The sequence below is a fragment of the Aminobacter sp. GW821-FHT11F06 genome, from assembly GCF_058808215.1.
In genome coordinates, this window is the sequence record NZ_JBXARL010000006.1 from 263,147 (window position 1) to 278,008 (window position 14,862).

12 protein-coding genes are annotated in these 14,862 nt (G+C 62.8%); 7 read left to right on the forward strand and 5 right to left on the reverse strand.

The genetic code is table 11. The features are described from left to right. Positions 1 to 183 precede the first annotated feature (183 nt). The 3 genes from thiP to AC1RTB_RS16820 all read left to right on the forward strand — a co-directional run bounded on the left by thiP (position 184) and on the right by AC1RTB_RS16820 (position 4,195). Entirely contained in the window at positions 184 to 1,803 is a 1,620-nt protein-coding gene (thiP, locus tag AC1RTB_RS16810) for a thiamine/thiamine pyrophosphate ABC transporter permease (RefSeq protein WP_492879691.1), read from the forward strand. Then, a complete protein-coding gene (thiQ, locus tag AC1RTB_RS16815; RefSeq protein ID WP_492879690.1) occupies positions 1,800 to 2,522 on the forward strand; it encodes a thiamine ABC transporter ATP-binding protein in 723 nt (240 codons plus the stop codon). Before thiP ends, thiQ begins: the two co-directional genes overlap by 4 nt. Before the next feature lie 266 nt (positions 2,523 to 2,788). Beyond that, on the forward strand, positions 2,789 to 4,195 hold the full coding sequence (locus AC1RTB_RS16820) for a M48 family metalloprotease (protein ID WP_492879689.1): 1,407 nt from the start codon (positions 2,789 to 2,791) through the stop codon (positions 4,193 to 4,195). Between the two features lie 4 nt (positions 4,196 to 4,199). On the opposite strand, the gene AC1RTB_RS16825 is transcribed toward AC1RTB_RS16820, so the two are convergent. Next, positions 4,200 to 5,069, reverse strand: coding sequence for an RNA polymerase factor sigma-32 (locus tag AC1RTB_RS16825; RefSeq protein ID WP_492879688.1), 870 nt, complete (start codon positions 5,067 to 5,069; stop codon positions 4,200 to 4,202). A 242-nt stretch (positions 5,070 to 5,311) separates the two neighbouring features. On the opposite strand from AC1RTB_RS16825, the gene AC1RTB_RS16830 reads away from it, so the two are divergent. The 3 genes from AC1RTB_RS16830 (at position 5,312) to AC1RTB_RS16840 (ending at position 7,669) form a co-directional block, all read left to right on the forward strand. Further along, positions 5,312 to 6,085 (forward strand): amino acid ABC transporter substrate-binding protein, encoded by a 774-nt coding sequence (locus tag AC1RTB_RS16830; protein ID WP_492879687.1) that lies wholly within the window; start codon positions 5,312 to 5,314, stop codon positions 6,083 to 6,085. 139 nt (positions 6,086 to 6,224) lie between these two features. Beyond that, entirely contained in the window at positions 6,225 to 6,905 is a 681-nt protein-coding gene (locus AC1RTB_RS16835; RefSeq protein ID WP_492879686.1) for an amino acid ABC transporter permease, read from the forward strand. Next, the gene (locus AC1RTB_RS16840; protein ID WP_492879685.1) at positions 6,902 to 7,669 is read left to right on the forward strand and encodes an amino acid ABC transporter ATP-binding protein; all 768 of its coding nucleotides are present in this window, start codon (positions 6,902 to 6,904) and stop codon (positions 7,667 to 7,669) included. Before AC1RTB_RS16835 ends, AC1RTB_RS16840 begins: the two co-directional genes overlap by 4 nt. 543 nt (positions 7,670 to 8,212) lie before the next feature. Here AC1RTB_RS16840 and AC1RTB_RS16845 read toward each other — a convergent pair. The 4 genes from AC1RTB_RS16845 to AC1RTB_RS16860 form a co-directional block, all read right to left on the reverse strand. Then, complete coding sequence (locus AC1RTB_RS16845; protein WP_492879684.1) at positions 8,213 to 8,797, reverse strand: CarD family transcriptional regulator; 585 nt, start codon at positions 8,795 to 8,797, stop codon at positions 8,213 to 8,215. 459 nt (positions 8,798 to 9,256) lie between these two features. Next, the gene (gene fdxA / locus AC1RTB_RS16850; protein ID WP_492879683.1) at positions 9,257 to 9,595 is read right to left on the reverse strand and encodes a ferredoxin FdxA; all 339 of its coding nucleotides are present in this window, start codon (positions 9,593 to 9,595) and stop codon (positions 9,257 to 9,259) included. A 148-nt stretch (positions 9,596 to 9,743) separates the two neighbouring features. Continuing rightward, positions 9,744 to 10,127 (reverse strand): RNA-binding S4 domain-containing protein, encoded by a 384-nt coding sequence (locus AC1RTB_RS16855; RefSeq protein WP_492879682.1) that lies wholly within the window; start codon positions 10,125 to 10,127, stop codon positions 9,744 to 9,746. Positions 10,128 to 10,132: 5 nt separating this feature from the next. After that, positions 10,133 to 13,390, reverse strand: a complete 3,258-nt coding sequence (locus AC1RTB_RS16860; RefSeq protein WP_492879681.1) for a helicase-related protein — start codon at positions 13,388 to 13,390, stop codon at positions 10,133 to 10,135. A gap of 737 nt (positions 13,391 to 14,127) precedes the next feature. Here AC1RTB_RS16860 and aqpZ point away from each other — a divergent pair. After that, the gene (gene aqpZ / locus AC1RTB_RS16865) at positions 14,128 to 14,817 is read left to right on the forward strand and encodes an aquaporin Z (protein WP_492879680.1); all 690 of its coding nucleotides are present in this window, start codon (positions 14,128 to 14,130) and stop codon (positions 14,815 to 14,817) included. Positions 14,818 to 14,862 lie beyond the last annotated feature (45 nt).

Genomic DNA, 14,862 nt, shown 5'->3' on the forward strand with positions numbered 1-14,862 from the left:
CAAGGGGGGAGATCAGCAGCGGCTCGGCATTGGCCAAAGTGGGACAGCGAAAGACGAGCAGAGACGGCAACACAGCTGATCTCCCCCCTTGAGGGGGAGATGGGCGGCAGGCCAGAGGGGGGCAACGTAGGGCACAACGTGGCCGCTCAGCGCCCATCCTGCTCCCAGAGCTTTTAGGTCGGCATGCGCTCTCATCAAACCTCCGATCCCCGCATCATCGCCGGCATCGCAGCACTCGCCGCCATCGGCGTGCTGATCGGCGGGGCGTTTGCCGGGCTTGGCATCGAGGCTGTGCGTAATCCGGAAGGAGCAGCCGCCGCCTTCGACGGTTATCTTTTCCGTGTCGCCCGCTTCACGCTGTGGCAGGCGCTGCTGTCGACGCTGCTTTCGGTCGCCCCCGCGATCCTCGTCGCGCGCGCTTTATCACGGCACCCGAGCTTTCCCGGCCGTGGGCTGATCCTGCGACTGTTTGCGGTGCCGCTGGCGCTGCCGGCCATCGTCGCAGCACTTGGCATCCTGTCGCTCTACGGCCGTGCCGGCTATTTCGCCGAACCGCTCACTGCCCTGACCGGTGGCACCTGGCCGGGCATCTACGGCCTGTCGGGCATCCTTGTTGCCCATGTCTTCTTCAACCTGCCACTGGCGACACGGCTGATGCTGGAGGCGCTGCACACCGTGCCGGCCGACCAATGGCGGCTGGCGAGCCAGCTCGGCATGGGCCCACGCGCGAGCTTCCGCCTGATCGAATGGCCGGCGATCCGCGCTGCCCTGCCCGGCATCGCCGGGCTGGTGTTCATGCTGTGCATCACTTCTTTCACCATTGTCCTGACACTCGGCGGCGGGCCGGCAGCAACGACGCTGGAAGTGGCGATCTACCAGGCGCTGCGCTTCGACTTCGATCCCGCGCGCGCGGTCGCGCTCACTTTGCTGCAGATCGCGCTCACCGCCGTCGTCGTCTTCGCCTTGATGCGGCTCGGCGCCAACACGACCGGCGACGCCAACCTTCCGGTGGCACGTCGCAACTACATCCAGGCAAAGGCAGGCGAGAAGGCGCTCAACGTCGCGGTGATCCTCATTGCCCTCATCTTCGTTGGCGGGCCGATGCTGGCGACCGTCGCCTCCGGGCTCAAGGCCGACCTTGGCCGCCTCGCCGGCGAGGCCTCGGTGCAGCGCGCAACGCTGACCAGCATCGTGCTGGCCACCTTGTCGGCGACGCTTGCCGCAGCACTTGCCCTGTCGCTGGTGATGGCGCGCCGGGCATTGGCCGGCAACAGACGGGGTGACAAAAAATCGCTGCTCGAACGCTTCACCGATACAGGTGCTGGTTTCGTCCTGGTGGTGCCGCCGATCGTCATCGGCGCCGGCTGGTTCGTGCTGGTGCGGCAATCGGTCGATGTGTTTGCCCTCGCCCCATTCATGGTCGTCACCGTCAATGCGGTGATGGCGATGCCTTTTGCCGTGCGCGCTGTCCGTCCGGCCTACGATGCGGCGAGCGAGCGCCACGAAAGGCTGTGCGCCCAGCTTGGCATATCAGGCTGGAGCAGGTTGCGGCTGATCGACTGGCCGGTGCTGCGCCGCCCGCTTGCCACCGCCTTCGCTTTTGCCATGGCCCTGTCGCTTGGCGATCTCGGCGTCATTGCCCTGTTCGGCAGCGACGCGGTGCAGACCTTGCCTTATCTTCTGCTCGCCCGCATGGGCAGCTACCGCACCGACGACGCGGCGGGGCTGGCACTGATGCTCGGGCTGTTGTGCCTCGCCTTGATGATGCTCGCCGACCGCCTGGGGAAAGAGACCGCGAAATGACCTCGACAAATGTGGCGGTGCGCCTCGACCAGGTGGTGTTCAGCTACAGCGACACCATGGTGCGCTTCGACGTCACCTTCGCGCCCGGCGAGATCACCGCGATCATGGGGCCGAGCGGTGCCGGCAAGTCGACGCTGCTCAACCTCGTTGCCGGCTTCGAAACGCCGCGAGAAGGCCGCGTGCTGATCGGCGGCGCGGATGTGACCGCGACCCCGCCGGCCGAGCGGCCGGTGTCGATGGTGTTTCAGGAAAACAATCTGTTCGCCCATCTCGACGTTGCCAAGAATGTCGGCCTCGGACGTTCGCCCGCGCTGCGGCTGAGCGCGACAGACCAGCGGGATATCGCCACAGCACTCGCGCGCGTCGGCCTCGCCGGCATGGAGAACCGCCTGCCCCGCGAACTCTCGGGCGGTGAACGCCAACGCGTGGCGCTGGCACGCGTGCTGGTGCGCGATCGGCCGATTCTCCTTTTGGATGAACCCTTTGCCTCGCTTGGACCAGCGTTGCGCGACGATATGCTCGACCTTTTAGCAAGCGTCCAAGCAGAACGCCGCATGACCGTGCTTTTCGTGACACACCAACCCGAAGACGCGCGAAAACTCGCCGAAAACATGGTTTTCGTCGAGTCCGGGACGGTTTCCGCAACAGGAAAGACTGCGGATTTCTTTACCAATTCTGGACCTGAGGCGTTCAGACACTATATCGGCAGTGAACGGTGATGCCACGATCACGCCGAGTTGCCCGGAAGCGGACATAATTTACAGCCAAATCGCCATATTGGCGGTAATGGCCTTATTGTGTTGGCAAGCTGAGTCTGGCTACGTCCTGGGACGCGGGCCGGTATCTGCTTCGCCTGCCGCCGAAGGAATTTGAAAGGACGCGAGCTCTGCCCACCTGCCGCGACGGACTGATCGAGACGAAAACGCCCCGCTACACGCGACTAGCCATCGCTGTCGCGCTGTCGGCGTTCGTCTCCGGTTGCCAGATGCTCAACACATCCGACGTTCGCGAATCCGGGTTCCAGCCGTCCAACAATCCGGTGACGGTCGACAACGTCACCCGCAACGACAAGCTCGCCGAGATCGCCAAAGCCCAGCATCCGCGCATCCTGGCGACCTATGGCGGCGAGTATTCCGATCCCAAGCTGGAGCGCATGGTCGCCAAGGTGGTCGGCAGCCTGACCACGGTATCGAGCAACCCGAACCAGACCTACCGTATCACCATCCTCAATTCGCCCAACGTCAACGCCTTCGCGCTGCCCGGCGGCTATCTCTACGTCACGCGCGGGCTTCTGGCGCTGGCCAATGATTCGGCCGAGTTGGCCGCCGTCATCTCGCACGAGATGGGCCACGTCACCGCCAATCACGGTATCCAGCGCCAGCAAAAGGAAGCCGAGGAAGTGCTGGCGACCAAGGTCGTCACCGACGTGCTCGGCGAAAGCCCGACGGCCAAGGCAGCGCTGATCCGCGGCAAGCTCAGGCTCGCCCAATTCTCGCGCAATCAGGAACTGGAGGCTGACGGCATCGGCATCAAGATGAGCGGCCAGGCCGGTTATGACCCGTTTGCCGCCGGCCGCTTCCTGCAGTCGATGGCCGCCTACGCCGACCTGCGCGCGGTCAGCGGTGCCACCGACGCCAGCCTCGACTTCCTGGCCAGCCACCCCAATGCGCCGCAGCGCATCGACCTTGCCCAGCGCCACGCCCGCCAGTTCGGCGCGCCGGGTATCGGCAGCCGCGACCGCGACTCGTTCCTCGCCGGCATTGATGGGTTGTTGTTCGGCGACACGCCTGATGAAGGTTATGTCCGCGGCACGACCTTCCTGCATCCGAAGCTCGGCATCTCGTTTTCGGTGCCGCAGGGCTTCATCATCGACAACACCGCCGCCGCCGTCACCGCGACAGGCCCAGACAATACCGCCATCCGTTTTGACGGCGTGACCATCGACGCCAAGCTGTCATTGTCCGACTATGTCAAGAGCGGCTGGGTGGCAGGGCTCGATCCGGCAAGCGTGCGCGCCGAAACGATCAACGGCAACGAGGCCGCCTTCGCGCGCGCCAGTGCCGAGGGCTGGCAATTCGACATCGTGGTGATCCGCAATGGCGCGCAGGTCTACCGCCTGCTGACGGCAGCGCCGACCGCCAGCACCACGCTCGAAACGGTCGCCCGTTCGGTCAGCTCCAGCTTCCACGTGATGACGGCTGCGGAGAAGGCAGCACTCAAGCCGCTGCGCATCCGCGTCGTCACTGTCCAGCCGGGCCAGACGATGGGATCGCTCGCCGCCGGCATGATCGGCGTCGACCGCAAGCTCGATCTGTTCAGGGTGCTGAACGCGATGGCACCGGGCGCAACAGTGTCGGCTGGCGACAAGGTCAAGATCGTCACCGACAGGTAGTGGGTCAGGCGGGCAGGAACGCCGAGTTCTGCCGCACCAGCGCGGATTTCAACTTCTCCATCGCCCGAGTCTCGATCTGGCGCACCCGTTCCTTGGAGATGCCAAGCGAGGTGCCGAGCTGCTCGAGCGTAGCACCTTCTTCCGTCAGCCGGCGTTCCTCGATGATCTGGAGCTCGCGTGCGTTGAGAACGCCGAGCGCGTCATGCAGCCAGCCCGAACGCCGCTCGATGTCGATCGCTTCGCCGACGAGTTCGTCGGGCAAGGGATCGTCGGACACCAGCAAGTCCATCCGTTCTCCGGAATCGCCGTCATCGCTGAGCGGTGCGTTGAGCGAGGTGTCGGGCACGGACAGGCGCATGTCCATCATCGCGACATCGGCTTCCGACACGCCAAGCGCCACCGAGATTTCCTGATATGCCGACGTGTTGCCGAGCGGGCCGCCGCCTTGAGCGAGGCGGGCGCGCATGCGGCGCAGATTGAAGAACAGCGACTTCTGCGCCGAACTGGTGCCGCCCCTGACGATCGACCAGTTGCGCAGGATGTAGTCCTGCATCGATGCCCGGATCCACCAGGTGGCGTAGGTCGAAAAGCGCACTTCGCGCTGCGGGTCGAAACGGGCCGCGGCTTCCAGCAGGCCGACATGCCCTTCCTGGATGAGGTCGCCTATCGGCAGGCCGTAGCGTCTGAACTTGACCGCCATGGCGATGACCAGGCGCATATGCGCCGTGGTGATGCGGTTGAGCGCGTCCTGGTCGTGCTGTTCTTTCCAGCGGATCGCCAGTTCGAGTTCTTCGCCGCGTTCGAGATAAGGTGCGCGCGACGCTGCCCTCAGCATCATCTGCTCGCCAGCCAAGCCTGCCCGGTCCATATACATGCTTCGCCCCTGTCTCGTGAGCAAGCCGGACGCGCTCAGCGGCGCTGCCCCGCAAGGCTATCAACGCGGCATTCTGGCGAATGTTCCCCGGACTGGGCTTGCCCTCTTTTCGTAGATTCAATTTCTAGTATGATCCCATAGTTGAAATTTCATTCCTTATCTTCAAGGTCCGCTTCTGACAGATTGCACCCAAACACAACGCGCCCGGCCCTTTGGCCGGCTCAAATTCGGGATCACATCAAATGAACTGGTTGAAATCGCTGGCCGTTGCCGCAACGCTCCAGATCGCAGCCGTGGGCGCTGGCCATGCCGGCGAGAACCTTAATCAGATCAAGGCTGCCGGCGTGTTCAAGATTGGCACCGAAGGCACCTATGCGCCCTTCACCTATCACGACGCCTCGGGCGCGCTGGTCGGCTTCGACGTCGAGATCGGCCGCGAGGTCGCCAAGCGCCTCGGCGTCAAGGCCGAGTTCCTCGAAGGCAAGTGGGACGGCCTGATCGCCGGCATCGACGCCAAACGCTATGACGCTGTCATCAACCAGGTCGGCATCACCGAGGCGCGTAAGGCGAAATACGACTTCTCCGAGCCCTACATCGCTTCGAAGGCGGTTCTGATCGTCAGCGGCAAGAACGCAGACATCAAGGGTTTCGCGGATCTCAAGGGCAAGAAGTCGGCCCAGTCGCTGACCAGCAATTTCGGCAAGATCGCCGAGGCCAACGGCGCTGAACTCGTCGGCACCGACGGCTTCGACCAGTCGATCCAGCTGGTGCTGAACGGCCGCGCCGACGCCACCATCAACGACTCCCTGTCTTTCTTCGACTTCAAGAAGCACAAGCCCGATGCCGACGTGAAGATCGTCGCAGAAGAGGCCAAGGCCGATTTCTCCGGCATCATCGTGCGCAAGGGCGAGCCCGAGCTCGTCGAGGCGATCAACAAGGCGCTGGCGGAGATCAAGGCCGACGGCACCTACAAGAAGATTTCCGAGGCCTATTTCGGCGCCGATGTCTCGCAGTAACCAGATCGTTTGCCAGGCGGCGGGCGACCCGGCCGCCGCCTGAAAGGCGCTCATTTTTCCACCTTTCATTTTTCCCATGAACTTGCCCGGAAAATCTGCGATTTTCCGGGCAAGTTTGTTATGGGAGGGAGCATTCATCTTGCCAAATTGGCTGCAATTGATGCTGGAGTCGCTCGGGCCCCTGTTGTGGGCAGCGCTCGTCTTCACCGCGCCGCTGACACTTCTCTCCTTCGCCTTCGGCCTGACTGTCGGGCTGGGTGCAGCGCTCGCCCGCCTGTTTGGCCCGTGGTGGCTGTCGGCGATCGTGCGCTTCTATGTCTGGATCATTCGTGGCACGCCGCTTCTGGTGCAGCTGTTCTTGATCTTCTACGGCCTGCCAAGCGTCGGCATCGTGCTCGACGCCTTCCCCGCCGCGCTGATCGGCTTCACCCTCAATGTCGGCGCCTATTCCTCGGAGATCATCCGCGCAGCCATCAGCTCGGTGGCCAAGGGGCAATGGGAAGCGGCCTATTCGATCGGCATGAGATGGTCGCAGGCGATGCGCCGGACCATCCTGCCGCAAGCGGCACGCGTAGCGGTGCCGCCGCTGTCCAATACCTTCATCTCGCTGGTCAAGGACACCTCGCTTGCCGCCGCCATCACCGTACCGGAGATGTTTCAGGCAGCCCAGCGCATCGTCGCCACGACCTATGAGCCGCTGATCCTGTATGTCGAGGCCGCCATACTCTATCTGGCGATGAGCTCGGTGCTGTCGTCGCTGCAGGTCAGGCTCGAAAAGCGCCTCAACCGCTATGGCGGCTTCCTGGAGGCGCGGACATGATCGGGCTTTCCCACATCATCAAGCGCTTTGGCGACAACGAGGTTCTGAAGGACGTTTCGGTCGACATCAGGGAAGGCAGCGTGACCGCCCTTGTCGGTCCCTCGGGCGGCGGCAAGAGCACGCTTTTGCGCTGCATCAACCTGCTGGAGATCCCGACGTCGGGCACAGTGCGCATCGGCGACGACACGCTTGAGTTCAGCCCGGACATCAAGGTTCCAACCAAAGCGATCCAGCAGCTGCGTCGCCAGACCGGCATGGTGTTCCAGAATTTCCAGCTGTTTCCGCATCGAACGGCGATTGAAAACGTCATGGAAGGCCTGGTCACCGTGCTGAAGTGGCCGGAGGCCAAGGCACGGAAGCGTGCGCTGGCTCTGCTCGAAAAGGTCGGCATGGCGCACAAGGTCGACGCCTGGCCGGCGACGCTGTCAGGCGGCCAACAGCAGCGCGTGGCGATTGCACGCGCGCTGGCGCCGCAGCCCAAAGTGCTTTTGTGCGACGAGCCAACGTCGGCGCTCGACCCCGAACTCGCACAGGAAGTGGTCGACGTGCTCGGCCAGCTCGCGCGCGAGGGCACAACCATGGTGATCGCCACGCACGATCTGCGCCTGGCGTCCAAGATAGCCCATGAGGTGGTTTTCCTCGAGGCAGGCATGGTCGTCGAAAAAGGCCCGGCGAGCGAGGTCTTCGGAAACCCGACCCATCAGCGCACCAAGCGCTTCATCGCGACCATCACGCATCAACATGGGCAAGGTGGCGAGGGGTAGGAAACGCCTGGGCCGCACCTCGCCTGCCAACACCTTCTCCCCGCTTTATGCGGGGAGAAGAAACCCGCTCACTCATGTCTTCATCGTTCTGGACTGTCACGATGTCCGACCATCACGGCATGGATCCCCGGGACTTCGCGCGTCGCTTCGCTCCTGCTCCGCCCGAGGATGACGAAGGAATTGAGGCTCGCTGCCAATCGCCCACGTCAGAGATTGGCAAGAAGCGTCAATGTCCCGCCAGTCGTCAGGAGTTTTCTGCCAAGCGCTAATCTTGGAGATTAGCAGCAAGCCAACATCCCTTCGTCATCCTCGGGCAAGCAGGAGCGAAGCGAACTGCGCAGACCCGGGGATCCATGCCGTAATCGAGCAACTGTGATGAGGATCCAGACGTGCCTGCATCTCATCCAGGCACAAGCTGCAGCATGAACGAAACATTGTGATTTGGGAAATGCGTCACGTCTATGCGGATGCACAGCGCTTTACTCGACAAACAAAAAACCCGGCCAATGACCGGGTTTTTCGTAATCTCAGTGGAGAGCCAGATCAGGCTGCTACTTCCTGCTCTGCTTCGGCTTCCTCATTGTCGGCCTTGGCGCCGCGCTTCGGACCCTTGTTGAGGTTGGTCTCGATGAGACGAACGGCCTCGGTCTCCGACAAGCGGTTGACGGCTGCCAACTCGCGCGCCATGCGATCGAGCGCTGCTTCATAAAGCTGGCGCTCGGAATAGGACTGCTCCGGCTGATTGTCGGCGCGGTAGAGGTCGCGCACGACTTCCGCAATCGAGATCAGGTCGCCGGAATTGATCTTCGCATCATATTCCTGCGCGCGGCGCGACCACATGGTGCGCTTGACGCGGGCGCGGCCCTGCACGACCTTCAACGCACGCTCGACATAGTCGGTCTCGGAAAGCTTGCGCATGCCAATGGTGGTCGCCTTGGCGACCGGCACCTTGAGGCGCATCTTGTCCTTCTGGAAGTCGATCACGAACAGCTCAAGCTTGTGTCCCGCCACTTCCTGCTCGTCGATGGATATGATCTGGCCGACCCCATGCGCCGGGTAGACGATAAACTCACCGGTCTTGAAACCGTGACGCCCTGCGGATTTCTTCTGCGGGATGGAAGTTGCCATACGCCCTGAACTCCTTCTTGTGACACCGGCCCGCCGAGGCCAGTTAATCGGGATAGTCGCAAAACGCGACCTTGTGCCGCACGACGTTCGACCCCCCAGCCGGAGAGCTTGGACCGGTAAACCGCTAAAGCAGCGGCCTCCGGGCCCAGATTACTCTGGTCCGAATTGGGGTTGTCACCTTTCAGTGATTTAGGCTTCGCGCCATAGATCGACGTTGTGTCATCGGCATGTTGATCTAGCCCTAACACAAAAAGTCGGAAGAATCAAGATTTTGGTGGATACGCGAAGATGTTGCCGCGTCAAGAGTCGAGCGCGGCACTCAATCGTACGATCTACCGCCTTTGGCGCCTGTACCATTCCGACTGAATCGCAATGCGGCTCTATATTCCTGCTGGAGCATGATCTTTTCCGAAAACCGGTTCCCACCTTTGGGGATCATGCTCCGGGGCGGTGCAGGTCTCAGTTGCCTTCGCCAGGCTCCGGCGAAAAGAACTTCTCGAACTTGCCTTCGATGCCATCAAATTCCTTGGCGTCGGCAGGCGCATCCTTCTTGGCCGTGATATTGGGCCATTTGTCGGCATATTCGGTGTTGATCTGCAGCCATTTGTCGAGGCCCGGCTCGGTGTCGGGCTTGATCGCGTCGGCCGGGCATTCCGGCTCGCACACGCCGCAGTCGATGCACTCGTCGGGATGAATGACGAGCATATTTTCGCCTTCATAGAAGCAGTCGACCGGACAAACCTCGATGCAATCCATGTATTTGCATTTGATGCAGTTGTCGGTGACGACATAGGTCATGGCAGGCTCCGGGACTTCCCGTATTTTTGTATCTTTGTCGGTGAGGTAGCCCCTTTAAAGACCTGTTGCAAGGGCGGCCATTCCGCGCAGAAGGCAGTTGGCGGAACGTAATTCTCAACTTGATCGCTGCGGCTCCAAAGCCTTTGCGTCACTCATCGCGAAGACGGTCGGTGGCGCGCCGTTCTTTTTTTGTCGGACGGCCGCTTCCAGCCTCGCGCAGCGGTGGCCGGGCGTCGGGCGGTGCCTGGTCCTTGGGCGTGGGAACAGGCGATATATCCTCGTAGAGCTTGCGCGCTTCTTCGGCCGGCCCGCGCCGCTCGCCCGGCAGCAGCACCTTGTAGATCAGGATGCGGCGGTCGAGCGTGATGGTCAGGACATCGCCTGTCTTGATGATGTCGGAGGCCTGGCCAAGCTTCTGGCCGTTGCTCCTGACCCCGCCTGACTGGGCGAGCTTGGCGCCCAGCGAGCGCGACTTGACCGCGCGCGAAAAGAACAGCCACTTGTCGATGCGCTGTCTTCCCTCGCCGGCCAAGGCGTTTACTTCTTGAGCTGGTCGCGCAGCGCGGCGAGCTTGGCGAAGGGCGAATCGGGATCGATGCGCACCGGACGCTCTTCGCGCGGCTTTGGCTGGAAGGCAGGCTTGCCCTTGAAGCCGCCGCGATCACCGCCATGCTTTTCGCCCTGCGGACGCTCGCCACGGCCACGGCTTTCGGGACGACCGCCCTCGCCCTGCGGCTTGCCACCGGGCTTGCGATCAAAGCGCGGACGGCCGTTTTCACGACCGCCTTCGCCACCTTCACGGCTGCGATTGGCTTCGCCCTGACGAACGGCGGGAGCGCCAGGGGCACCCGCGGCACGCGGCTCACGCTGGCCGCCACGCGGACGGTTGTCCTGGCGATGACGCGGACGCTGTTCGAAGCGGCCCTGGCGCCACAGCAAGATCGGCTTGGGCTCTTCCGCAGCCTCGGAAGCTTCTGCTGCTGCGGCTTCCACCGGAGCTGCTTCGGCAGCGGGAGCTTCAGCGACAACCGTTGCCACTTCCGGCTTGGACGCAGCTTCAGGCTCGGCCTCGACGACCGCCTCGGCTGCAACTTCGGCCGCAGGTTCGACCTGCTCGGCAATCGCCTCTGGTGCCTGCTCGGCCTGTTCGATCTCGGACGCCTGTTCGGCGTTGTCGGCAGGCGCCTGCTCAGGGGTTTCGGCCGTCTCGACGGAGGGTTCGGCGGATGCCTCTTCGCTGCTGGCAGCGGCTGCGGCCGCCTTTGCAGCAAGTGCTCGAGCTACGGCTTCGCGGGCGATGGTGTCGATCGTTTCGAGCTTTTCCTTGACCTCGACGGCGGGCTTCGGTTCGGCGCGATAGCCAAGGCCCTTGAGGATCTCTTCCATGTCGTCGCCAGTGGCGCCGAGGATCGACATCATCTGCGGCGTGACGATAAACGAGCTGCCGTCATAGGCACCGTCGGGACGCGCGCCCGTGCCCTGCTTCCAGGCAAGTGCCGGGCGGATGAGGTCGGCAAGACGCTCCAGGATGTCGACGCGCACGGCACGACGGCCGAGATTGCGGAAGCCGGCGAGCTTGTAGAAGGTCTTGTCGAAGGTCGGGTCGATGACGACGGAGGTGCGGCCAGCGGCAAGCGCGTGCACGACATCGCCAAAGCCCGGCTTGTCCTTGCCGTCGTTCTTGATTGCCCACAGCAGTGTCACCAAGCCTGCCGGAGCCGGTTTGATCAGCGCGGGCACGAAGACATGATAGGCGCCGAAGCGCACGCCGAGCCGGCGCAGGGCCGCACGGCCTTCCTGGTCGAGCGACTTCACCTCCTCGGTGATGTCGCGGCGGTTGAGCAGGCCGAAATTCTCGACCAGCTGGAAAGCGATGCCTCGGCCGATGCCGGAAAGCTGCTCGGCGGCCTTGAGATCGACCAGCGGCTTGAGCAGCGACTCGACCTGGAAATTGACAAAACGTTCGGCACGCGCCGCGACCTTGTCGCGGGCCGGCCCCGTCAGCTGCTCGTCGGCGAGCAGGATAACACGCGGCTTGAGCGCGTCTTCGCCTTCGACCAGCGTGCCGATCGGCGCGCCGATCCAGCGCAGCACGCCGTCGGAGCCAAGTGCGATGTCGCCATTGGGCGACGCCGAAAAACGCTCGGCGCGCGAATCGAATTCGGTGGCGAGCGCCTTTTGGGCTGCCGTGCGCACTGCCTTGGCGTCTTCTCCGCCAGCACTCTGGTCGGCGGTGAAACGGAACCCTTGCAGTTCACCGACATGGTGGCCCTCGACGAGGACGGTTCCGGACGGGCTGATTTCGGCTTCAAGCATGGTGTTTTCTCTAAGGCGGCGCATGAGGACGGAAGTCCTGCGGTCTACAAAGCGTTTCGTCAACCGCTCATGCAGCGCATCCGACAATCTGTCTTCGATGTCGCGCGTTTTTTCTTGCCAGTGTGCCTGATCGGCAAGCCAGCCAGGGCGATTTGAGACAAAAGTCCAGGTTCTGATCTGGGCGATCCGGTGTGAAAGCGTGTCGATGTCGCCTTCGGTGGAATCGGCGCGGCGTACCTGCTCGGCCATGTAATTCTCGTCGACGTGACCGCGCCGGGCGAGATCGTCATACATCGAGGCGATGAGGTCGGCGTGCTGGGCGGGCGCAATCCGGCGATAATCCGGCAGCGCGCAGGCTTCCCACAACAGGGCAACCCGCTCGCGATTGGTGGCAAGCGAGCGGATGTTTTCGTCGCGCGAAAGATGTTCGAGTGCCTGGGCATCGACCGCCGGCAGCGCACGCGTCAGGCCCTCGACGGGCGCCACGGTGTCGAGCGAGCGCTTGAGCGCATCGAGGCTGGCGAAGTCGAAGGAAGCGGTGCGCCACTGCAGCACCTTCACCGGCTCGAAATCATGCCCCTCGATCTTTTCGATCAGCTCCTCGTCGAACGGGTCGACCTGGCCGGTGACGCCGAAGGTACCATCGCGCAGATGGCGGCCGGCGCGGCCGGCGATCTGGCCAAGCTCGGCGGCGGTCAGCTGGCGATACTGGTAGCCGTCGAACTTCCGGTTCTGGGCAAAGGCAACATGGTCGACGTCGAGATTGAGCCCCATGCCGATGGCGTCGGTGGCGATCAGATAGTCGACGTCGCCCGATTGGTAGAGTTCGACCTGGGCATTGCGGGTGCGCGGGCTGAGCGCGCCGAGCACCACCGCAGCACCGCCCTGCTGGCGCCTTATCAGCTCGGCGATGCCGTAGACCTCATCGGCGGAGAAAGCCACGATGGCCGAACGGCGCGGCAGACGCGTCAGCTTCTTCGAGCCGGCATAAGCGAGATGCGACAGGCGTGGTCGGGTGACCACCGAAACGCCCTTCAACAGGCGCTGCAGGATGCCGTGCATGGTTGCGGCGCCAAGCAGCAGCGTTTCCTGCCGGCCGCGCAGATGCAGGATGCGGTCGGTGAAGATATGGCCGCGCTCGAGATCGCCGGCGAGCTGCACCTCGTCGATGGCGACAAAGGCGGCGTCGGTCTGGCGCGGCATCGCTTCGACGGTGCAGACGGAATATTTCGCGCCCGCCGGCAGGATCTTCTCCTCGCCGGTGACCAGCGCCACCTTGTGGGCGCCGACCTTTTCGCAAACCCTGCCATAGACCTCGCGCGCGAGCAGCCTGAGCGGCAGGCCGATGATGCCACTTTCGTGTGCCACCATGCGCTCGATGGCGAGATGGGTCTTGCCGGTATTGGTCGGACCCAGAACCGCTGTGACATCGCGGCCTGACAGGATCAGCGGGTCGTTTGGCTTGGAGTGGACATTCATTCTAAGAAACCGCCCTCGGCGCCGGTCCAAACCGGCGTTGCGCCGCCTGTCGCGACGACTGGACACATAGGGATTTGTAGGCCGAAGCGAAAGCGGAATGTTCCAGATTTAAGAGTTGGAACGAGTCTGGAACGAATCAGCGACGAATCACTGACTCCGGCTGATTCAGGTTTTGTTCACCCCAACATATTGATTTCGGACCGGCAAGCCGCACCACATGCAGATTCTCTAAAGTGGCCCGTTTCATGCTTTAGCGCGTTGCCGTTAACTTTTGCCGGCAAAGCGCCGGAACGCTTCGGCTACCTCAGCGCAAAATAATGATTTTGTTGATCTTTCCTACCGGCGGGTTAACCGAATGGGTGGCACCGACGGAGATTTGGTTAAGATTTGAACCAAATGCGGAACGAACAGGCTACGAATCACTGATAGGATAAGTTTCCTGATTTGTTCACCGCTAGATGTTGTGCCCGAGCCCACATCTCCACCGATTGTCCACTTACCATGCACAGGCTTATGCACAGCCGGCCGCTGGCGCATTAACCTTTACGTGCCATACCGGCACAGCGATAGCTCAGCCAAAATATCTGTGATTGCATTCCCTTGGGGGAGGCACACCCGTTGCGCGCGGCGCCGAGCCATGTCTCCATCCGCACGTTGAGTCTGCGCGGCGGGGGTTGCCCAGGCGGGGCCCTCGGAAAATGCGGCGCACCACGCAGGCGCGCATTGGAGGGAATATCGTGACCAAACGTCTATTGGCCGAGTTTCTCGGCACATTCTGGCTCGTTTTCGGCGGTTGCGGCAGTGCCGTGCTTGCTGCCGCCTTTCCCGAACTTGGTATCGGCTTTGCCGGTGTAGCACTGGCATTCGGCCTCACTGTCCTGACCATGGCTTACGCGGTCGGCGGCATCTCCGGTGGTCACTTCAACCCGGCGGTCTCGGTCGGGTTGATGGTGGCCGGGCGCTTTGAAGCCAAGAACCTGATGCCATATGTCATCGCCCAGCTGGTCGGTGCGATCCTCGCATCGACGCTGCTTTACCTCATTGTCAGCGGCAAGGCTGACTTTGCCGGCATCGGCGGCTTCGCAACCAATGGCTACGGCGATGCTTCGCCCGGCAAGTTCGGCCTCACCTCGGCACTGATCATCGAGATCGTACTGACCTTCCTGTTCCTGATGATCATCCTGGGCTCGACCCATGGCCGCGTGCCTGTTGGCTTCGCGCCCCTGGCCATCGGCCTCGCTCTGACCCTGATCCACCTGATCTCGATCCCGGTGACCAACACCTCGGTCAATCCGGCCCGCTCGACCGGCCCGGCGCTGTTTGTCGGCGGTGTCGCTTTGCAGCAGCTGTGGCTGTTTTGGGTCGCACCAATTGTCGGCGCGGCACTTGCCGGAATCGTCCACAAGACGATGTTCGAAAAGGACTGAGCCTTCCCGACATCAGACGTGGAAACGGCGCCTTGCGGCGCCGTT